16 protein-coding genes, 1 tRNA gene and 1 other RNA gene are annotated in these 21,823 nt (G+C 37.8%); 10 read left to right on the top strand and 8 right to left on the bottom strand.

Annotated features, from left to right (window positions below; genetic code table 11):
- Positions 1-189: 189 nt before the first annotated feature.
- Positions 190-554, bottom strand: an RNA gene (rnpB, locus tag NEOC84_RS01535) — RNase P RNA component class A.
- A 145-nt stretch (positions 555-699) separates the two neighbouring features.
- The gene (locus tag NEOC84_RS01530) at positions 700-1,473 is read right to left on the bottom strand and encodes a C4-type zinc ribbon domain-containing protein (RefSeq protein WP_166154626.1); all 774 of its coding nucleotides are present in this window, start codon (positions 1,471-1,473) and stop codon (positions 700-702) included.
- A gap of 553 nt (positions 1,474-2,026) precedes the next feature.
- Here NEOC84_RS01530 and NEOC84_RS01525 point away from each other — a divergent pair.
- The 3 genes from NEOC84_RS01525 (at position 2,027) to dapF (ending at position 5,091) form a co-directional block, all read left to right on the top strand.
- On the top strand, positions 2,027-3,511 hold the full coding sequence (locus NEOC84_RS01525) for a glycine hydroxymethyltransferase (RefSeq protein WP_166154624.1): 1,485 nt from the start codon (positions 2,027-2,029) through the stop codon (positions 3,509-3,511).
- Between the two features lie 57 nt (positions 3,512-3,568).
- Positions 3,569-4,180, top strand: coding sequence for an ATP-dependent Clp protease proteolytic subunit (locus NEOC84_RS01520; RefSeq protein ID WP_042241773.1), 612 nt, complete (start codon positions 3,569-3,571; stop codon positions 4,178-4,180).
- Positions 4,181-4,281: 101 nt separating this feature from the next.
- On the top strand, positions 4,282-5,091 hold the full coding sequence (dapF, locus tag NEOC84_RS01515) for a diaminopimelate epimerase (protein WP_166154622.1): 810 nt from the start codon (positions 4,282-4,284) through the stop codon (positions 5,089-5,091).
- Here the strand turns inward: dapF and NEOC84_RS01510 are convergent.
- Together NEOC84_RS01510 and NEOC84_RS01505 are read right to left on the bottom strand one after the other, a co-directional pair.
- Positions 5,054-6,025 carry a histone deacetylase gene (locus NEOC84_RS01510; protein ID WP_166154620.1) on the bottom strand — a complete coding sequence of 324 codons (972 nt, stop codon included), beginning with the start codon at positions 6,023-6,025 and terminating at the stop codon, positions 5,054-5,056. The two genes, dapF and NEOC84_RS01510, sit on opposite strands and share 38 nt — an antisense overlap.
- Positions 6,026-6,260: 235 nt before the next feature.
- Complete coding sequence (locus NEOC84_RS01505; protein WP_166154618.1) at positions 6,261-9,014, bottom strand: NB-ARC domain-containing protein; 2,754 nt, start codon at positions 9,012-9,014, stop codon at positions 6,261-6,263.
- A gap of 311 nt (positions 9,015-9,325) precedes the next feature.
- Here NEOC84_RS01505 and NEOC84_RS01500 point away from each other — a divergent pair, with 311 nt between their 5' ends.
- The 4 genes from NEOC84_RS01500 to NEOC84_RS01485 all read left to right on the top strand — a co-directional run bounded on the left by NEOC84_RS01500 (position 9,326) and on the right by NEOC84_RS01485 (position 10,845).
- Positions 9,326-9,484 carry a hypothetical protein gene (locus NEOC84_RS01500; RefSeq protein WP_166154616.1) on the top strand — a complete coding sequence of 53 codons (159 nt, stop codon included), beginning with the start codon at positions 9,326-9,328 and terminating at the stop codon, positions 9,482-9,484.
- Positions 9,465-9,722 carry a hypothetical protein gene (locus tag NEOC84_RS01495; protein ID WP_166154614.1) on the top strand — a complete coding sequence of 86 codons (258 nt, stop codon included), beginning with the start codon at positions 9,465-9,467 and terminating at the stop codon, positions 9,720-9,722. Before NEOC84_RS01500 ends, NEOC84_RS01495 begins: the two co-directional genes overlap by 20 nt.
- Before the next feature lie 602 nt (positions 9,723-10,324).
- Positions 10,325-10,501 (top strand): hypothetical protein, encoded by a 177-nt coding sequence (locus tag NEOC84_RS01490; RefSeq protein ID WP_166154612.1) that lies wholly within the window; start codon positions 10,325-10,327, stop codon positions 10,499-10,501.
- Positions 10,474-10,845 carry a transposase gene (locus tag NEOC84_RS01485; RefSeq protein WP_166154610.1) on the top strand — a complete coding sequence of 124 codons (372 nt, stop codon included), beginning with the start codon at positions 10,474-10,476 and terminating at the stop codon, positions 10,843-10,845. Before NEOC84_RS01490 ends, NEOC84_RS01485 begins: the two co-directional genes overlap by 28 nt.
- Here NEOC84_RS01485 and NEOC84_RS01480 read toward each other — a convergent pair.
- Positions 10,810-14,106, bottom strand: a complete 3,297-nt coding sequence (locus tag NEOC84_RS01480) for a tetratricopeptide repeat protein (RefSeq protein WP_166154608.1) — start codon at positions 14,104-14,106, stop codon at positions 10,810-10,812. The two genes, NEOC84_RS01485 and NEOC84_RS01480, sit on opposite strands and share 36 nt — an antisense overlap.
- Before the next feature lie 957 nt (positions 14,107-15,063).
- Here NEOC84_RS01480 and NEOC84_RS01475 point away from each other — a divergent pair.
- Positions 15,064-15,222 (top strand): DUF6496 domain-containing protein, encoded by a 159-nt coding sequence (locus NEOC84_RS01475; RefSeq protein WP_166154606.1) that lies wholly within the window; start codon positions 15,064-15,066, stop codon positions 15,220-15,222.
- A gap of 25 nt (positions 15,223-15,247) precedes the next feature.
- A complete protein-coding gene (locus NEOC84_RS01470; protein WP_166154603.1) occupies positions 15,248-15,496 on the top strand; it encodes a histone-like protein 2 in 249 nt (82 codons plus the stop codon).
- Between the two features lie 283 nt (positions 15,497-15,779).
- On the opposite strand, the gene NEOC84_RS01465 is transcribed toward NEOC84_RS01470, so the two are convergent.
- From NEOC84_RS01465 to gap, 3 genes are all read right to left on the bottom strand, one after another.
- A tRNA-Leu gene (locus NEOC84_RS01465) sits at positions 15,780-15,862 on the bottom strand.
- 61 nt (positions 15,863-15,923) lie between these two features.
- On the bottom strand, positions 15,924-16,892 hold the full coding sequence (locus NEOC84_RS01460) for a hypothetical protein (protein WP_166154601.1): 969 nt from the start codon (positions 16,890-16,892) through the stop codon (positions 15,924-15,926).
- 88 nt (positions 16,893-16,980) lie between these two features.
- On the bottom strand, positions 16,981-17,991 hold the full coding sequence (gap, locus tag NEOC84_RS01455) for a type I glyceraldehyde-3-phosphate dehydrogenase (protein ID WP_166154599.1): 1,011 nt from the start codon (positions 17,989-17,991) through the stop codon (positions 16,981-16,983).
- A 243-nt stretch (positions 17,992-18,234) separates the two neighbouring features.
- Here gap and NEOC84_RS01450 point away from each other — a divergent pair, with 243 nt between their 5' ends.
- Positions 18,235-21,471 (top strand): tetratricopeptide repeat protein, encoded by a 3,237-nt coding sequence (locus NEOC84_RS01450; RefSeq protein ID WP_166154597.1) that lies wholly within the window; start codon positions 18,235-18,237, stop codon positions 21,469-21,471.
- The last annotated feature ends 352 nt before the right edge of the window (positions 21,472-21,823 follow it).

Here is a 21,823-nt window from a genome sequence, read left to right as displayed (position 1 = left end):
CATGAATGCACTAAAAAGTATTCACCCTATGCTTTTGATAGGCCTTTAGGTAAGAAAAGCAGCTCAGGAAAATCTAATTTGCTTTTTAAGCAACTCTTTATGTAATCGTATACCTAATAAAAAGCTTGCCTTAAGGAGAGAGCCAGCTTGAAAAAAGTTAATTTCTTGAATGGATAAGAAGAAAAATAAAAGTCTGGGAAGATTTTAAGCCGGATTCTGTCTCACGGCCTTGTGACCGTTGGGCAATCATTCATCTAGGCACATTATCACTAACATGCTCAAGCGACCCTTATAAAGCATAGCGGAGAACTATAAAGCTTTAATTCGGTCTTGCTTCGGATAGGGTTTGTCATCTCTTGAGTCTCCTCAAGTAGAGCTTCCTCTTAAAGTTAGCATTTCACCCTGTCTATTTAACTAGAAGTTAAACAGCGGTATATTTTCTGTTACACTTTCCGTAGCCTTACGGCCCCCAGCTTTTCGCTGGTATCCTCTCCTATGAAGTCCAGACTTTCCTCCCTTACTTAAAAAGTAAGAGCGATTGCCTCTCTTCCCAGACATGCTTTTATTCACTTGAGCTTTTATTCACTTGAAGTGATTATAGGTAGATATTTCCTAAAGGACAAGTAAACTTAAAGGCTTAACTGTAGGATTTACTTAAAAAATTAAGGCTTTAATAGTAAGTAAACGCTTAGATTAAACTTAACTTTTTATTTTTGTAGAACGGCGACGACGCGTCTTTGTAGCCACACTTGTACCTTCAAGTGCTTCGCTTTCTTGCCAATAATGAATACGTGCGCAATGCTCACAGAAGACTAAACGCTCACCTTTTCGTACTAGGTTTTCATCTTGAGCTGTTAACATAATGTGGCATCCACTACAGCAACGGTTTTCAATAGGAACAACCACGCGGTCTTTTTTATTGCGCAGTAATCTCTCGTAGATGCGAAATGTTTCGGGATCAGCCTTAAGGACAAGCTCATCACGTTTTTGCTTGAGTTGTCTTCCCTCAGCATTAATTTCACGAATACTTTCCATAATTTCAGCTTCAAGAGCTTTACTACTTTCGCTAGTTGCTTCAAGGCTTTGAGTAAGATTTTTCAGATGGTCTTCTTCTATAGCTAGCTTGTCATAAAGGTCACTTAATCGCAATTCTTTAGCTATACGTTCTCGATCTACTGCCGACATCTCTTGGCTTAAAGCATTAAACTCTTCTACCTTTTTTACATGATTTTGTTGCGCTTCCAGCTTCTTTAGCTTAGCGACAATGTCATGATGCTCACCTTCCACAAGACGTATATGCTTTTTTAATTCTGCAATTTCCGATTCTTTTACAAGAGATTGGTGTTGCAAGTCCGATTTAACAGAATTAATATTATGCAATTCATCTTGGCGCTCTTTTTTGAGCCTCATTAATTGAATAAGCTGCATATCAAATTCTTGTATTTCTAAAATTATGTTAAGAGCTTCTTGCATGCTTTTTCCTACGCGTTGTAAAGGTGGCCTTAATCAGGTCTTTGCTATTTTGCTATAAAGCATAGTTCCTTCCAGGATAATTCTCAAGAAAAAAGTCTGAAAAAGTTTATTTCTGAATGAACCCATCTTGTAAAGAAAGCCAGCTAGAAGAAATGCAAAAGTTAAAAGAATTTTTATAGAAAAACAAAAAAAAGCTTTACTTAATCGATATAAATTATTTTTTACACCCTCTCCTTCTCTCAATCAGCTTAAAATGACTCAAATGGCTTAATTTTTTAAAATTTTCTCAATTGTTTTTCTTTTCTTATTCCCTCTTAACTTTCAGCTTCCTTGATAAAAAAACCTCAATTCAAACTCAAAGGTTTTATATTTAGATATTTATCTATTATTAAATTTTGCATTTTTTTTAATTTAGTCCATAAACTTGGTTATCTTCTTCAATCGATAAAAATCCTTCTTTTATATTTCTTAACCTTAAAAGTAATCTCATTTACAAATTTGCATATTTAAGATAAATTGGTTCCTCTTATGATCCTTAATGAGGAGCTTGCGTATGACATTATTAGACAATTATTTTGCAAAAAGTGCCCCCAGCGAACGTAATAAAGCTACTATCGCCTACTTAGCAGCTTTAGATTATATTGAAACAGCAGCCCCTCAAATCAGTGCGAGCATCTTGCAAGAACTTAAAGATCAGCGCTCATATCTTAAGCTTATTGCTTCAGAAAATTTTTCTTCCCTAGCTGTTCAACTTGCTATGGGAAATCTTCTGACAGATAAGTATGCCGAAGGATTTGCCCATCATCGTTTTTATGCAGGCTGCGAAAACGTCGATACAGTTGAAGAAATAGCCATCAAAGAGCTTAAGTCTATTTTTGGCTGCGAAGAAGCTTATGTCCAGCCTCACTCTGGAGCAGATGCTAATTTGGTTGCTTTTTGGTCTATTCTTGTGCAACGTGTGCAAAATCCTGCCATTGAAAAGCTAGGTAAAAAAAATCTCGATGAATTAGCTCCCCACGAATATGAAAATATTCGTCAACTAATGCTTAATCAAAAAGTCATGGGAATGTCTTTAAACTCTGGAGGGCATTTAACACACGGCTACCGGCATAATATATCGAGTAAAATGATGAAAGCTGTTCTTTATGATGTGGATCCCTCTACTGAGCTTTTAGATTACTCACAGCTTGCAAACATGGCTAAACAAGAGAAACCTACTATTCTTTTAGCAGGTTATTCAGCTTATCCTCGCAGAATTAACTTTGCTAAAATGCGTGAAATAGCAGATAGCGTGGGGGCTGTGTTAATGGTCGATATGGCTCATTTTGCCGGATTAGTGGCGGGGAAAGTATTCACTGGTGAGTTTAATCCTATTCCTTATGCCCATATTGTCACGTCTACCACCCACAAAACCCTGCGCGGACCACGTGGCGGCATTATCCTATGCACTAAAGAATATATCGACATTGTCAATAAAGGATGCCCCCTTGTCCTGGGAGGTCCTTTGCCCCATGTGATAGCTGCAAAAGCTATTGCTTTCAAAGAGGCTAATAGCAAGGCATTCTGCGATTATGCACAAAAAATTGTGGATAACATGCAAGCCCTTGCTGCTCAATTTCGCAAAAGAGGGATTCGATTAGTGACAGGAGGAACAGAAAATCATTTGCTAATTTTAGACTTAACTCAATATGGGTTGACGGGCAGGCACGCTGAGACGGCATTACGCCAAGCTATGTTGACTGTCAATCGTAATGCCATACCTTTTGACAAAAATGGACCCTGGTACACTTCTGGCGTCCGCATGGGAGCAGCAGCAGTCACAACGTTAGGATTAGGTGTTGAGGAAATGGCTGAAATTGCAGATATCTCTGCTGATATCCTTACTCATACTACCCCAATTATAAATAATAAAACCGGGCAACCCAGTAAAGCACAAGCAATCGTAGAGCCTGCAATTTTAGAAAGATCCCGCAGCCGTGTAGCAGAACTTTTGCAGCACTATCCTCTTTATCCTGAAATCATTGTAAATGATGCTTGATTTTGCAAGCTAAAATAAGGATAATAAGGCTTAATTTAATCTTCGGAGAAGACATCCATGGCTAAAGCAGATAAAGAAAAAGATAACTATAGCAGCATACCTTTTATTAGGCTCGAAGATCGTATAGATAGCGTAATCCTTGAATCCCGCCGCATTTTTTTAAGTGATGCGGTTGACAGCAATTCAGCCGAAAGCATTATTCGTAAGCTTTGGTATTTAGAACTTACGGCTCCAGGAAAACCTATTTTATTTGTAATCAATAGCCCCGGTGGTTCTGTCGACTCAGGATTTGCTATTTGGGATCAAATTCAACTTATGAAATCTCCTGTTACAACTTTAGTGTGCGGCTTAGCAGCCTCTATGGGCTCTGTATTAAGCCTTTCAGCAGCTCCGAAACGACGCTTTGCTACCCCTCAGTCAAGGATAATGATTCACCAACCTCTGATTGGAGGGGTGATTAAAGGCCAAGCGACTGATTTAGAGATTCAAGCAAAAGAAATGCTTAAGACGCATGAAGCTCTGATAAGACTTTACATGCATCAGACAGGTAAAGACTATGAAACCATTCAAAAAGCGATGGATCGCGATAACTGGTTAAGTCCCCAAGAAGCCCTAGAATTTGGTTTGCTAGATGGCATTGTTCATTCTATAGACGATTTAGAGATGTAAAAATAAAAGAAAATTCCTGATAAGCATTAAGAACGATTACTTTTTTAATTTCTTTTTTTTCCTTGTCGGTGATCTTCTTTTAATTTTTATTAATTTTATTCATGCTATTTAATTTTTCAAAATACTCAGGATGTGGAAATGATTTCATCCTTTTTGATAATCGAACTTCTAAGCTTCCTGCTTTAACTCCTACCCTTATCCAAAAATTGTGCGCTCGGCAAAAAGGGATTGGGGCAGATGGGGTTATTCTTTTAGAAACATCGCAAAAGGCTCATTACAAAATGCGCATTTTTAACGCCGATGGTAGTGAAGCCGAAATGTGCGGAAATGGTATCCGCTGCCTATTCAAGTTTACTCAAGAATGTGGCATTCAAGAAGAGTGGCTGAATATTGAAACTTTATTTAGTACTTTGAAGGTTAGTTCTGAGGATGAGGATGTAGCTGTACAAATGGGAAGCCCTTCTGAAATACGATGGTCGCTTGATCTTTTTCCTTGGACAATTCATTATTTGGATACGGGCGTGCCTCATGCGGTAATCTTTACGGACAAACTCGATTTCTTAAATCTTAATGAATGTGGGCGCACCATACGCTTTCATCCTCTCTTTGCTCCACGCGGAGTTAATGTAAACTTTGTACAAATAGATGACCAAGGCATCCTTCATGTTAGAACCTATGAACGCGGGGTGGAGCAAGAAACACTTGCCTGTGGAACAGGAGCTACCGCAGCGGCATTAGCAGCTGCCAAGCTTCATCAATTAGAAGGCCCCTTAACTGTGAAAGTCCGCTCGGAAGATTTTCTGAAAATTGATTTTGAATATAATAAGGGCTGCTTTACCAAGGTGCGTATGATAGGGCCTGCAAAGCTAGTTTTTAAGGGGACAGTAATTCTTGAACATGCGCTGGAATGACTTCTTTTAAAACTTCTAAGTTATAGCCACCTTCCAATGCCGATACTAAGCGACCTTTACAATACTTTTCTGCTAAATCTTTAACAATTTGTGTCAAATCTACAAAATCTGGTGTAGTCAAATTAAAGCCTCCTAAAGGATCCTGTGCATGTGCATCAAAACCTGCCGAAATAAAAATAAACTCGGGTTGAAAGCTTTTTGTACTTTCCATAAGCTGGTAACTAAAAATTTCTTTAATTTTCTGTCGAGGATTCTCGTGGGGCTCGATAGGAAAGTTAAGATTAAACCCTTTGCCAGCCCCTCTTCCCCCTTCCTGGCTTAAACCTGTACCCGGATAGATTCTTTTATTATGGGTGCTAAAGTAAAAAACTGTAGGATCTTCATAAAAAATATCTTGTATACCGTTGCCATGATGAACGTCCCAATCTATAATTAAAACTTTTCGCAATCCGTATCTTTGGCAAGCATAGCGCGCACCGATGGCTACATTGTTATATAGGCAAAAGCCCATGCCCTTATCCATACAGGCATGATGCCCTGGTGGACGCACTAGACAAAAAGCATTGCGTGCTTGGGCAAGCATAACGCTATCTACAGCATTTAATACAGCACCAACAGCATGGCGTGCAATTTTTTCAGATGCAGGACATATCTGTACATCTCCGGTAGAAAGTTGAAAAGAGCCATCTTTAGAGCCACTATAAATACATTGCTGAATATTATCTTGCACTTCCTGTAGATAGCCAGGAGTATGACACAACAAAAGCTCATTTTCTTCTGCTAGGCGAGGCCGAAGAACACCTCCTCTTTTTAATAGCCCTTGAGTTTGTAAAGCTTGCCTACTTACTTTAAACCTATAAGGAGATTCAGGGTGGCTAGACCCTGTGAGGTGATGAGTAAAGAGAAAGTCTTCTACAATGAGGGTAGATAGCATATAGGCCTGCAAGTTATTAAAAAAGTAAAAGATAAAAAGTAGAACAGTGATGGTACTTTTTTTAGGATACCATCACCATGCTAGACCTTCTTTCCGATAAGCAAACCAAGCTTAGCCATATGATATACAAATGGCTAAGATGCTTGATGGACGAGGGCAGCTTGAAGCCCATTCCTCCCTTTACCTTTGTAAAGCTCATTAAACAGTTTGTTTTAAATAGAGGGGTCCATCGTTTTTAGCCAATTAAAGCAGCATCGTTTCTAAAAGCTCCTTTAATATCGGCTATCAAAGTGTCTCTTATCATTTCTGCTTCCCTAAGGGCAGGGATTGGAAGCTTGGTTAGCCCTTTACCTCCTACTTGATTATACAAGTCAATAGAGCCTGTATTAGCTTTAAAAGCTTTATCCAAACGGCCTTTTTCCCAATAAAGCTTAGTAAGATAGTAGCTAGATTTAGCACAAATTCTTAAGTCCGTTTCAGATACCTCTACGGCTTTTTTAAAACAGTTTTTTGCTTTTTCTAAATCTTTAAAAGGGCAATTTTTATCTAAGTAAAGCTCCCCTAATACTAGGTAAGCTTCCCCAGCCTTTCTGTGCCCTGATTCCCTCATTTGAATGGCTCCTTGAAAAGAGGCGCCCTGTTCAAGCCCACCTTTTTCAAGCCTTCCTAAAGCTTTTTGATAATACATTACGGCTTCATCTTCTTTAGAAGCCGCCTGGGCTAGCTTAAGATAAACTCTACCTAATTGAAGATTGCAATACCTTTGGTTAGTTACATCTTGCTCTTTTCCTGGCGGTGCAAACCTTTTTTCTTGAAATAAATCTAAATAAAGCTTTTCTGCTTTTAACAAATCATCTTTATCCCCTTCTATAAGAAGCCAGCCTGGCCCTTGCCTTTGGAAAATTAGAAGGTCTACAGGATTTGGATTTTTATAGACATCAGCATTTTTTGCTATCTCTTTTTGAATGTCAACGGCTTTATTAAAATATCTTTCAGCTTGCTCCCATTCTCGTGCATGAAAATGGATAATACCTAGATAATGGAGCGTTTGAGAGTAAAGCGCGGGAAGCTCTTGATGATCTTTTAAAATCCTGCAGATTTCTTCAGCTTCTTTATCTTCAAGCTTTAACCCTGCAAGCTCTAAACTTCTCTCAAAGGCCTGACGGGCTTCAAAAAAATTATTAGATTGCAGATAATAATTGCCTAGCACATTATAAACATGCACAAAGCAATGCTTTAATTCATGAGCTAGTTGATGTTCTGTGGCATATTTTGAAAGAAATCTCCATTGGTTTTCAATAGCTTTTGCTTGGTGGTGGCTATCTTTGGAGACCATATTCAAGCTGTAATTATCCTTAAGCATGCCTAGAAAGTTTTTTAAGACCTGTTCGGTCTTCTTTCCTTCTTTACTCATTTTCTCAAGAAGCAACTCTTGCAAGGAAGAATGAATTTCCCATACTTCAGCTCCCTTTCTAGTAATCAACCCATAACCTTCTAGCTCATCCAATAAAGAGGTCAGCGACTCAGGACTCTTTAGATGGCTTTTACACCAAAGCTTCAAAAGAGACTCCTCAATAAAATAAGGATTTAAGAAAGGCATAATAGTAAAGAGCTCTTTCGCTTCGCTTCTTTGTTTTTCACATGCTTCTATGCTTAAAAGTAGCACGGCTTTTAACGTATGGCTAACCTCAGCTGAATGCATAGAAGCTTCTTTAGATACTCCTATCAAGCTCCTTAGTTTGTCAGTATAAGCGCTTACTATAGAATCAAACGAAGCAGAGGGTTCAGCGGCTTTTAAGTAAAGGGCGGCTTGCTTTAAAGCAAGAGGCAAATAAGAAAGCTGCAAGGCAAGATCACGTTTTGAGTTGCTGGCTTGGTTAAGAGCCCAATGGTCACTACCGAGATTGAGGTGAAAAATCTCTAGCGCTTCATCTTCACTGATATGGTTTACTTGCATATCAAAAGTTTTCACTTTATTTAGCTTTTCGCGACTCACCATTAAAATCCTACCCTTAGAATCCTGAGGAAGAAAAGCTTGCAGCTCTGCATAATTCTTCGCATCTACGTTATCAATCACAAAAAGCCAATCAGGCCTTTGGGCAAGCTTTTTATTGACTTCACTAATAATCACCTCTTTTTGAGCTTTCAACGGCACATGAACGCCTAGCTCTACGGCAAATTTCCTATAAGATTCAAAAAAGCTTTCCATGTCTTTCATATCTCCAAAGAATGGAGTACTTATCTTATCCTGTTGGCCTTTCATTTTTTGTTCATAATGCTCTATATATTGCTTAGCTAAAACAGTTTTTCCTGAGCCACCAATTCCTGTAATCGCCAGCTTTTGAGGAATAGCTTGTTGAGAGCTAAAACTTCCATCTAGCTTATCAATATTTTTTGTCTGCACCCATACCTCTTTGCGAGATAAAGTTTCCTCTGGCACGCTAATATGATTAATTTCTACTTTTAATGATTTTTTTACCTGATCAGTGAAATGTGAGCGAAGCAAATGATAAGCTAGGCCACTAACAGGTATCCACAACCACTTCCTAGACATCTCAAAAGGAGTCATATTCTTAACATCTTGACATTTTTTGCTTACAAACGTTTGAAAAGTTTCTCCTGGCCCATTTTTATCACTTTTACCTTTTATTTCCCTATGCAACTTCTTTAATTCTCTAAATACTTTAGAAGAACTTGGCTGGGGCTTAACATTTAGCTTTCTACTATAAAAGCGTTTGCCTTTAGGCCAAGGAACACAGCTCTTCTGGTTAGAATGACCTCGTGAAATGGCATATTTGGACATTCTACCATTGCTAACTGCTGGTACCAATGGATGACTTACCTGAAGACTTTTTAAAGCCACAGGAATCGAGGTAGAGTGAAAAAGAGCAGAGGAAATAGGTTTATTGGCTGCCCGTGCAGATATCCCTATTTTAGGATAAAGGCTCTTACTTAGCGAAGAAGCTGATTTAGAAGAAGAAATTGACATATTATTAAACCCCTTTAGATTAAATGTTCATTATTCGCAAAGCAATGCTTAAAAAATTAACTTCACAAATAAGTATTTATTTTAACTTTTATTAATTTAAACATCAATTAAATTAAAGTTTAAAACTCTTAATTATTTAAACTCTAATTAAGATATACCTAATTAAAGATAGTTCTTTAAATAATAGAGAGTTTAGGTTGCGTAGCACAAACTGTAGGTATATAGTAAGCGGCCATGGAGTTTATCAATTATTTTCTGATGAGTAGAACTAATTCTAGAGTTTATATTTACTTAATCATATATTGAGTAGCATGCAATCTTCATACGAGCAGCTATTTAAAGAGAATGCAGAACTAAGGGCTGAAAATGTTCAGCTTCGAGCGGAAAATGGGGAGTTAAAAGCCGTGATAAATAGATTGGAAAAGATAATCACTAAGCTTGAAGCGCGCATTGCCCAGCTTGAGGCTTAAGCTTAATCAAAATTCCAAGAATAGCTCCAAGCAGCCATCCATTGATCATAAAGCTAATCGTCCAATTACTCCAAAAGTAGAAAATCGACCTTATCATCCTGGTGCTAATCGTCAACTGCTACCTGCTAGTGCGGTTACCTTGCATGAGGTGCGTTGCCTAAAAGTTTGCCCACATTGCCACTCTGCTATGCATGCCACTGATAAGATTTTTTCCATGGCAGCAGATCGAGCTTCCTGAAATTAAACCTTTAATGCATCAAATCGATTTAGTAACGAGCAGATGCCCTTGCTGCCATCTAGAAACACGGCCTGAACTTAAAGAAAATGAGTAATTCTTGCTTGGTTTTAAGACTGGAAGGCTTTATTAATCTGCTGATGGGGCCAACACGCCCAAGGCCTCCAGGCCGTGCGCCCCATGATTAGTGCCTTACTGCCTAGCGTGGCTTTAAGCCAAGGTTTTATTTTTAAAGTTAAAGCTCGCACGCTGCCTTACTTTTTTCGTCTTATGAAACACTCGTTAAAGCAGCTACTACCACTCAGTAGCCTTTGCATATAGATTCAACGAGCTGGCGTCATGCTGCCACTAACGAACATTTGCTAGTACTACGTGTAGGAAATGTGATTGCTTATGGATGAAGAGCTTATCAAAATGGCGTTACTCTAAAAGTGCTAGTCGATCAGAAGATTTATTGCTTAGTAAATGATCGAGGCTAAAGCTATTTATCAAATTGAGGTAAAGATCAAACAGTATTGCTTAAGCTCATTGGCTCCTTAATAGACAAGGGTGAGCAAAACAGCCCCACACCCCTTTGAGGGGTGCACAGCGCCTAGGGACCCTATATGCTAACTTGCAAGTTGCTTATTAAAGATAAACATCGTCTAGAAAAAGGCCAGATCAGCCAGTCTACTTGGCAGCAGTATGGGTATCTTAACTGGCGTTATATACAAGAAGAATTGCAAGGACTGGGGGCTGGAGTAGCACCAAGAAATTGCGGAAGTTTTGCCAAAAGCTTTTAAAACAGATCAAATATTTCCAGGCTTACTTGAAAGATCCTGCTATCCCTATGATCAATAATGCTGCCGAAGAATCTTTAAGAAATCTAGCCATTGTACGTAAGTTATGCCTAGATAACCAGTCTACCTATAGCAAAAGGTGGAAGGGAGCGCTGCATAGCTGTATCGGAACTCTTTATCGACAAGGAAAATCTATTCTAGATTTTCTAGCAGACGCTATCTATGCAGCTCGTATCAAGCAACCTATCCCTATTGCTCAAAAGTCCTATCCTCCTCAGAAAAGGCTTTATATTTTTTTGAAAAAATTTATTTTAATTTTTCAAATAAGTGAATTCTTGCGTGTATAATTCTAGGCTTGGAATAAGAATGTGGAGGCTATGGTATAAAGCTTTTAAGCTGGGATGATATCTCCCATAAATAGTGACAAGTATTCTTAGTGATTGGTTAGCAAATTCTGCCGCCTTGAACGAATTTCCTTGTACTTGATAGAGCATAGCCAGATTACTGTAAATAACGGCCACATTAAGATGATTTTTCCCAAGCAATTTAATGTCAATGGCAAGCGCTTGATGGATACACTCAGTAGCTTTCTCCCAATTCCCTTGATCTTGGTAGATTGTTCCAAAGGTAGTGTAAATATCTGCAATGCTAGGAAGATTTTTATCATATAGCTTAAGATTAATAGCAAGCGCTTGATGGACACACTCAGCAGCTTTCTCTAAATTCCCTTGATCTTGGTAGAGTATTCCCAGATTCTTGTAGGTCTTTGCTACATTAGGATGATTTTCCCCCAAAAGCTTAACGCTGATATCGAGCGCTTTCTCAATATATTCTGCCGCCTTTTTTAAATCCCCTTTCTCGTAATAGATTGTTCCTAGATTGTTATAGCGGATTACCACACTAGGATGATTCTCTCCAAAAAGCTTAAGATCAATAGCAAAAGCTTGATGGGCATACTTAGCGGCTTTTTCTAACTTTCCTCGAGTTTGGTATATCGCTCCTAGGTTACCATAACATAATGCCAGATCATGGTGGTTTTCCCCAAATAGATTAAAGTTAATAGAGACGGCTTGCTTGGCATGCTCAGTGGCTGCCGCTACCTTTCGGAGTTCTAAGTAGACTGCTGCAAGGTTATTATGATAAATTGCCAGCATAGGATGATTTTCTCCAAAAAGCTTAAGATTAATAGAGATGGCTTGATGGAAATATTTAGAGGCTTTTTCCAGTTTCCCTTGTGCTTGGCAGAGCCTCCCTCGATTGTTATAGCACCTTGCCACTTGAAAATGATTTTCCCCATAAAGTTCAAGATTAATATCGAGCGCTCTCTTGAAATACTTAGCGGCCTTTTCTAGCCTTCCTTGTTCTTGGTAGATTAGTCCCAAATTAGTATAAGTACTTGCTATCCTAGTATGATTTTCTCCATACATTTCACGAAAAGGGGCCAGTGCTTGTCTAATAAGCTCAGCTGCTTTTTTCAATTTCCCTTGTTCTTGGTAGATCCACCCGAGGGTATTATAGCCAATTGCCACCCAAGGATGATTTGCTTTCAAAAGTTTACGGTTAATATCAAGCGCTTTTTTGGCACACTTAGCGGCCTCATCTAATTTCCCCTGCTCCTGATAGATCGTCGCTAAATTGTTAAGGTCTCTTCCTATAATGAGAGGAGTTTCCTCACAGAACAAAAGATCAATTTTAAATGCTTGCATGGCAAGTTCTGCCGCCATGTTTAAGTTGCCTTGAGCTTTGTAAATTAGCGCCAAAGCATTTAAGGCTTCTGAATTTGCTGGATTTAGTCGTATGGCCTCGTGATACCAGCTTTTTGCTTCTTCGTGTTGAAAAAGCCGTAAGGCTATATCTCCTTGTGTCTGCGGTGAGTTATCCTCTAAATTTGAATGTTTAAGAGTGTCTTCATTTCCTGATAAAAAATTTTGAACAGCCTGATAAAAAGGAACAAAGATACGATAAATTGTCTTTATTTTTTCTAATGTCTGAGGATTTAAAGCAAACTGCTTTTGAATAAAGCTAGGATCCTCAAATCCAAATATTTTAAGGATTGGATTCATGATTTCTTGTTGCGCTTGATAATGAGAATATGTCTTAAGCCGCATAAATAGCACTATACTCATCCACCCTCTTAGCTTTGCAGCCGCGCTGTCGTTTATAATCTTTTGCTCGTTTAGTTGATCAATCCTAGTAAACGTATCGGAGGCTTTTACTTTTGCGAGAAGTGCTAGCCGATCCAAAGCCAGATGAGGGAATCGATACAAGTCATTTTTGACTTTAAAAAGCATTCCTTGCCTTTCACCCTCATCAATTTTCGGATTAAAAGCTACCATATCCGTTTCAACCAAATGATGCTTAGCTAAATATTGGCGTAGATTAAGATTGCGTTGATAAGGAGCATTAAGCCCTTCTTGAACTTTTTGCCTATATTGCTCAGTTAGTTCCTCGTTACCTAGCAAATGAGTAAAGTTTAGTAATTCCATGGGAAGGTGAGGCTCTTTTTCATGCCACCACTGGCCTTTTTCATCTTTACCAATATACTGAGCCATTTTTCCAGGAGTTTGTATAAGATCAAATGTCTTACCATTACCTACAGGAATTTTGCAGCCTTTCCCTTCTACCCCTGCCCCATCAAAAGCAAAGCCCCGTGGTGTGATGCCATCAAAAAATTTGATGACTTTTAAGCAAGGAATGTTTAAAGCAGGAAGAATGGTTTCTCCTAAGTTGATAACCTTTAAGTGAAGTAAATTGGTTAGATTTCTAAAATATTTCTTATTTATAGGAGTGTCCTCTTGAATAAGAATCCCAAACTCTAAATCAGAATAAGGCGTCATCTCTTCTCTTGCTAGGGAACCGAAGCCTATCAAGGCATACTCACAAGGAATAGGCCCTAAGTTATCAATTGCTTGCATTGCAAGATGCTCGAAGAAAATTTTCATACGTTTAGAAATATGCCGATAAAGCTTTTTAACATTCTGGGGAGGCGGTGTTTCTGCCAGCGCACAAATCTTCTCTTCTATTTCTTTTCGGAAATTTTTTAATTTTTGGCGATTATATACAAATTGCTTCTCGACTGTCCATGGATCTATAAGTTTGCAGTGATACAATTTGCTAAATGCCTCTTGAATTTTAGTAAGCTTTTCTTTAAGAAGCTCCTGCTTTGCGGCTTGAGAAAGATGCATAGCATAATTATAGAGACCCGCAGCTTGAAGAAAGGTTCTTGCCTTTTCTTTTCTTAGATAAATGTCGCCTAGTTTTTCTATGTAAGCATTTTCTTGAGCAGAATTTTTTTCTTTAATAGCAAACTTTAAAGCTTGCGTATAGCTTTCTTCCGCTTTTCTTATATCTTCATTCGATAAAAGCTCATTACTTTTCAAGCTTTCTAAAGGAATCCCTTTCCATTCATCACTTCGTTCAATTAAGTGCTTCCATTCTTTACATACAAGGATTGCTCGGCATAAGTCTTGGCAACCCAGTTTTTTGAAAATCCCTAAGCTAATCTGTGCATACGGACCTAATTTCAGATGAGGCTGTTTTCTCCCTTCTATTTCCTTAAACTCATTGAATATAAAAGGGTTAATAATAGCTGAATTTTCTAAACTCATTGACTCACCACCTTTTTTCTTAAGTTCAGTTTTATTTCCTTTTAAGCCTATATGCAATCTTATCTCTTTTTCCTTATCTTTTTATCTAGCTTTTCATTAGGTATAGAAGAAAAGAGCCATACTATTTCTTCTGTAGCCAAGTCTACTTAAAAATGAGTTACTTTAAAGATCGGGTTAAGGGATTCTCTCAAGAAAAGACCTCATTCCTCCTCTACCCTTCTTGAAAAGTTTTATAGCTTTACAAAACAAAGAGGATTTACTGGGACAGGGTACGCACGCTAAATAAGCTCCTGATAAAACAGCAAAGCTTCCTACCATTTTCTATATCATTAACTTCTAAAGGTTTCCTTTCTATTATCTTTAACTTTGAGATTGCTAAAAACTCTAATAATACATCTAATTATTGTAAGAGCATGTAAAGGAAAAATAACTTTGCTAAGAGTGTGCTCACATAAAGAGATGAAGGTAGCTTCTTTATTAAGCTGTAGGAAAAACATTAAAGAATGTGTAGGGCGGATTGTTTATAGCTTACTACCCTTAAAAACTGTTTAAAGTTAGGAGGACAATATGGGTCCAATTAAAAAAACATATATAGCCTATCCGCTAGCTAACCTTTATCAGCTAAAAATTTAGCAAATCAATTGTAAAAAAAAGCAGAAGACTCATGAGCATTAAGTTTCCAAGGATTAAATTTTCACTCCCCCCATGCAATCTTATAAAGACTAAATATTCGAAACTATCAATTATTTTTTATAAATTAAGAATTATTTAGAAAATTTAAACGAAAGGGAGGCAAAAAAATTTAGATTAAAAACACACCCTACATACATCCTTAAAAGCTTCTTGTCTATCTATTAAGCTAGACTTTTGGAAGAAAATAAAAAAATTGCTATGTATAATCGTAAAACTTTGATAAATATATTTTTATTAGTAAGAAAAAAATGAAGGAGGCCTTTTATGCCCTTAAAAAAAGGTACAAGCCGTAAAACAATCAGTGAAAACATCCGCACAGAAGTACATCATGGCAAGCCACAAAAACAAGCGGTGGCAATTGCTTTAAATGAGGCCAGAAGATCTGGCGCAAAAATTCCTAAAAAAGGAAAAAATACCAAATAACTGTCAAATATAAGGAGAACAATAGATGGCAGCAATAAAAAAACCAGCCGCTAATAAAACGACGGCTAAAAAAGCAGCAGAGAAAAAGCCTGCTGCAAAAAAGCCAGTGGCTAAACAAGCGGTGGCTAAGAAAACGTTAACTGTAAAGAAAACGGCACCTAAAATTGTTGCTAAGGCATCAGTTAAAAAACCTGCTGCAAAAAAGCCTATAGTAAAAAAAGCTATAGTGAAGAAAACGACGACTGCGGCTAGAAAAAAAGCTGTAAGCCGATAAATTTGCATGACTAACTTTGGTAAGGGTGGTTTTATTGCTTCTTTACCAAAGTTTCTTCTCCCTTATTGCATGTTGTTTTAGTATCATAAAGCTTACCTAGCCCCTTAGCTTTAAAAGAATGCTCTTTCCGCGCCTTCTAAAGTCATGCCTAGAAAAACAGCTGGGATAAAAGCTAACTAAAGAGATGTGGGAAGTTAACACAGACTTAGTGGCTACAGAGTAGGCGAGATGATGAAAAGAAGCTAAAGGAGGAAAACTGGAAATTGATTTGAATATAAAAAAATGCTCGGAGTCGGACTCGAACCGACACAGGATTGCTCCCGAGGGATTTTAAGTCCCTTGTGTCTACCATTTCACCATCCGAGCAAAAGGTAAGCGCTAAGATAACGACATTTGACTTTAATAGCAAGCCAAATGTCGCAATTATTTATTCTTTTTCTTTCTCGGGGTTAGAAAGCCCCTCTTCTAGAGGCTCTTTTATTTCATTTGTTTCGTCCAAAGGTAGAGGAGAAGAAGCAGATTCAGCAAGGTCGTCCCAAAAAGAATGAAAAGAACTATTTTGTTCCTCAGAAGACAAAGGTTTAAATTCTGGAGCAGGCTCTACAATAGGAGGCAACTCACTTTGCTCCTCTTTAAAAAACTCTTCAACTTCTTCGCTGTCTCCTTCAAAATCTTCGGTGAGGCTATGAAGAATTTGAACTTCATCATCTTCTTTAGCTTCTTCTCGGGTATAGAAAGCATTTTTAAAAAGTATGTTTTCTTTGTACCTTCCAATGGTCTCTGAGATTAATGTCGGAGGGGGAGGCAATAATCCACTCATAAAAGGAGCAGGAGGCTGTGCTAGCGGCTGACCTTCTCCTGTTACTTTTCCCTCTGATGAAGAAGCTACATCTAGTTGCCCTACATCTTCAAATGATGATATAGCCTCAGTACCACCTATATCTTCTTTAATTTGCTCTTCTCGGCCCCGGCGACGCCTTTGCTGCCGTCTACGATCACGCTTTTTTTCTGCTCGATTGTCAGTAGCAGTAGTTTGCTCTTCTGCAATCACGTTAGATTCCTCCATGGCCGCTGGGTCCATTTTATCTATAGGCATTTCCTTCACAGCCTTAGTCTCACGTCCTCCTCCTATCTTGATCGAACGCTCCAAGCCCACATTTTTAAGGACCATGCGAGCTTCCCGGACTTCTAGAATCTCATAGTCGTTTACGGGAACAAGAAAAGATTTAGGTTTTTCTAAAGAGCGAAAAAAAATAGCAGTTCCAAAAGAAACGACTTCTAAAGCATCTACAAAATATTCTTCTTGCCCTACATTTTTGCTATTGCGAACAACAATTTTGCACCCTTCCTTAGGCGTAATAACGGTTTCAATAATAGGTTCTCGAGTAAAATCCACAATTAATTCAATCCTGTTTAAATTTGCATATATATTAGACTTTTAAAAAAGTCTATTTAAGAAGCAACCACTTACCTATATGTTAGTATTACTCTTTTGAAGCCATATAGGCTAAAAGCTCAACACATCTACAAGCATACCCCATCTCATTATCATACCAAGCCACAATTTTATAGAAGGTATCGTTAAGAGCTATGCCTGCATCTTTGTCAAATATCGAAGAGTATCTGCTTCCAATAAAATCACTTGACACAACCGGTTCATCACAATAGCCTAGGATACCTTTCATGCGCCCTTCTGAGGCTTTTTGCATCTCTTGGCATATTGATTCATAGCTGGTTGGTTTGCTCAGTCTCACGGTTAAATCGACAATAGAGACATCCACAACCGGGACTCTCAATGCCATACCCGTAAGTTTTCCTTTCACTTGAGGAAGGCATAAAGCTACAGCTTTTGCAGCACCAGTCGAAGAAGGTATAATATTCTGACTAGCAGCCCTGCCTCCTCTTAAATTTTTAGGAGAAGGCCCATCAACGGTAGGCTGGGTAGCTGTCATAGCATGCACAGTCGTCATTAGACCTTCTTCAATTCCAAAACTCTCTAGCAACACTTTAGTAATAGGTGCTAAACAATTAGTCGTACAAGAAGCATTTGACACAATTTTGTCATTTGCTGGATTATATTTTTCCTCATTAACACCTAAAACGATAGTAGCAATTCCTTCCTCTTTCGCAGGTGCTGATATTAGAACTCTCTTAGCTCCCGATTTTAAATGCTTGCCTGCCTCATCGAAAGAGGTAAATAGGCCGGTTGATTCTAAAACATAATCTACTTGAAGATCTTTCCAAGGAAGCTTTTGAGGATCTTTTTCAGCGATAACTTGTATCTTTTTTCCCTCAAAGAGAAGGTATTCTCCTTCGGCTTTAATTTCCCCTTCAAATTTGCCATGTACTGTATCATATTTTAGTAAATAAGCCAAATTGCTGGGAGAAACCACATCGTTAATAGCTACCACTTGTATATCATTTCTTTCGTTAATTAAGCGAAAAACCAAGCGACCAATGCGGCCAAACCCATTAATGGCAATTTTTAGGGGCATAGCTAGATTCCTTAAAAAGTCATAATTATCCTTTTTATCATAGATGAGACTTAAGGAGAAAGTAAAGGAAATAATCTTAGCAAAAATTCACGCGCGTTTATATAAATTAATTTTTTTTATTACCGATTTTATTATACTTATAATAAGTTTACTTCAAAAATAATATATATTTATATATTATTTATTTATAAGTTAATAATAAAAACTAAAAAACACATAATTTGCTAACAAATGGATAAGATTATGCATCAGCTTTCATTAGAGCCTCTTGGCATTCACCCTTTAATTTTTCCTGCCTTTGAGAAACAAGAAGAACAATCTATAGATTCTAGAAGGGATACTACAGTTTATGCAGAAATCGCTTTAAAAATATTCAAAGAACTAGGACTGCAGGATCTATGCCAAACACAATTGGTTTGTAAAGAGTGGAAACAACTAATTGGAAGCAGTTTTTTAGCTAAAGAAGAGACCTATACCTTAGCTTTAAAACATGCTATTCGGAAGAAAGACCTTATTCAAGAAGCCTTTTATATAGAAAAACTCGGGGATATTTATGGGGATAAAGGAACCTCCGAAACTCTTCTGCAAGCGGCAGGACTTTATAATTATGCTTTGCACAGGCATTTTCTATCTCATTCCTTAGAAGGCAAACGAAAGGTTCTTGAAGAAAAGTTATCAAAAGTTCAAGATTTACTTGTTAGAAAATGTAAAGGCAGAAGTGTAGCTTTAGCCACAATAGAGGATCAGTTTGAAAGCAACCGTAAGATATTAAAAGAATTTAGGAAGGAAATAGAGGCAAAAATTCAAGCCTTGTCCGAAACTCCTTCTTTTCAAGAAGTAAGGGAGCTCTATCGTAAAATAGCTCAAGGAATAAAAATCTTTTTTGAACATATAGTGGCACAAAGCCTAGATACCCTAGGGCCTCCCCCTTGTGAATATTCTATGATAGGCTTTGGTTCACTTGCTAGAGAAGAGATGACGCCTTACTCCGATCTAGAGTTTGGCATTCTTATCCAAGAAGATAATGCTATTAATAGAGATTATTTCAGACGTCTAACCACTCTTCTTCACTTAAAAGTGATCAACTTAGGCGAAACGATCCTACCTGCTTTAAATATTCCTTGCTTAAAAGCCATCAGTTTTTTCGATGACATTACGCCACGGGGCTTTGCCTTTGATGGAGCAGGAGTTGAAGGAAAAGGCTGTAAAACTCCTTCGGGCAATGGTAAGACGTTTGAGCTTATCCAAACGCCTGAAAAAATGGCTCAATATATTGGTAAAGATAATGAAAATCAGTGGTGGCATGAAAGAGAGCCACATCTTCCCATGGAACTTTTAAATTTTGCTCACCTTCAAGGTAGCCGCGAATTAACTGAGCAATATAAGGAGAATGTTCAAAAAAAACTTAATGCTCCTTGCCGAAAAGGTCTTACTCTGCGTAAGTACTTAGCTAAATTTCATTTGTTTTTAGCAGATATGAATATTTTCGATCCAGGAATGGGCGATTTAAGCAAGGAGGGTATGCTTTTTAAAGTCAAAGATGATTTTTATCGCTTTCCCCAGTTGGCTTTGGACCGGTTAGCCCTTCTCAAAAAAGTAATGGCTTCCGATACTTTCACTAGGATTGATCAGCTAAACCAGCTAGGAATTATAACGGCTGACGCCGTTAATAAATTAAAAGAGTGGATGAGTATAGCGCTATTTATGCGCCTTAAAACCTATTCTCATTATCAAGCCCAGCGAGAGATGATGAACCCATTGATCAGGCCCTTTAAGTTTGAGGAGCCTACCCTTATCCAAAAGCAGTTTGCTTTAGATCATAAGGCATTAGAAAAAATTAAAAAGATTTATCATATTTTCATTCCATTCCGCCAGGCTATTCAAAAGTTTTTCTTAGGCCATGAAGAGAGACTTACCTCTTCCTCTTTAGATGATGACTCGCCCCAGATCCAGGGAGACATAGCCAGCAGAATATTTCAACATGAAGAGGCAAAAAAGTATTACCTTAAAGCCATACAAGAAAATCAAGAAAACATTTCTGCCCTGATAGCTCTTGGGCTTATCTACGAGAACCAAGGAAATTTAAAAAAGGCCACTGAATACACCCAAAAAGCACTTGCTATTGCTATTAGGCGCGGCGGTGAAATCTGCCCCAGCGTGGCAACAGTTTATAATAACTTGCTAATGATCTACTATGCCCAAGGAAATTTAGAGGAAGCAGCTAAGTATGGTAATCAAGCACTCCAAATTAATATTAATCTGTATGGAAAAAATCATTCCCATGTAGCAAATAGTTATAATAGTCTTGGTTTAGTCTACAAAAAACAAGGGAATTTAGTAAAAGCAAGTGAATCTCTTAATCAAGCCCTTGCAATAGACCAAGCGCTTTGGGGTGAAAATCATTCAATGGTGGCAACAGATTACAATAATTTAGGAATGCTGTACAAAGATAAAGGCAATTTAAAAAAAGCAATTGAATTTATCCGTCATGCTCTTGCCATCAATTTTAAGCTTTATGGTAAAAATCATCCGCATGTAGCTACCTGTTATAACAATTTGAGCCTCATTTATGAGGACCAAGGAAACTTAAAAAAAGCCCGTAAGTATGCTGATAAAACACTTACAATTCAACTTAAGCTCTATGATAAAAATCATCCCCGGGTGGCCATAATTTATAATAATCTAGGGCTTATTTGCGCGAGCCAAGGAAATTTAAAAGAGGCTTTTAATTATATCAATGAAGCTCTCCAGATTAGCCGTAGGCTTCTAGGTAAAAATAATCCGACTGTTGCAGGGCTTTATAACCACATAGGGCAAATCTATCAAAAACAAGGAGATTTAGAAAAAGCCATTCAGTTTATTAACAAAGCCCTCGCAATTAACCTCAAGCTAGGAGGTGAAAATCAACCTTCTGTAGCAATAGATTACCAAAACTTGGGAAGCGTCTACTTAGACCAAGGCTATTTAGAGAAAGCCTTTGAGTATATTAATAAAGCACTCGATATTAATCTTAAGCTTTTCGGGGAAAATCATCCGACAGTAGCAATAAATTACAATACTCTAGGAAGAATCTATCAGGAGCAAGGTAATTTAGAAAAAGCTTTTAAGTATGCCAATAAGGCACTCGATATTAATCTTAAGCTACTCGGGAAAACTCATCCGACAGTAGCAATAGATTACAATAATCTAGGAGGAATCTATCAGGAGCAAGGTAATTTAGAAAAAGCTTTTGAATATATCAATAAAGCACTCGATATTGATCTTAAGCTTTTTGGGGAAAATCATCCTACAGTGGCAATAGATTACAACAATCTAGGAAGAATCTATCAGGAGCAAGGTAATTTAGAAAAAGCCATTGAGTGTGCCAATCAAGCACTCGTCATCAACCTTAAGTTTTTTGGCAAAGACCATCCTACTTTGGCAGGCAATTATAATAATTTAGGAGTCCTCTCCTCTATGAAAAACAAGGACTTTCAGTAAAAGCTATTGAGTGTATTAATCAAGCACTCGACATTCATCTTAAGTTTTTTGGTGAAAATCATCCTACACTAGCATTATGTTATGCTAATCTGGGGAGGATCTATCAAGCCCAAGGAAATTTAGATCTAGCATTTAAGTATGCCCATACGGCATTTAATATTAACCTTAAGCTTTATGGAGAAAATCATCCCGAGACATTGGAAAGCTACAACAGTCTAGAGAGTATCTACCAAGAGCAAAAAAATTTAGCTGTACAGAGCAAAAAATAATTTTTCATAGATAAACCTTCTTAGAAGCACTTGAGAGCAAAAGAGGAATAGAATTAGTTGACATTCATGGCTAGGCAGCAGGC

This window comes from Neochlamydia sp. AcF84, assembly GCF_011087585.1.
Classification (GTDB): domain Bacteria; phylum Chlamydiota; class Chlamydiia; order Chlamydiales; family Parachlamydiaceae; genus Neochlamydia.
Note: the sequence above shows the minus strand (reverse complement) of the source record. Positions and strands in the feature narration are given on the sequence as shown.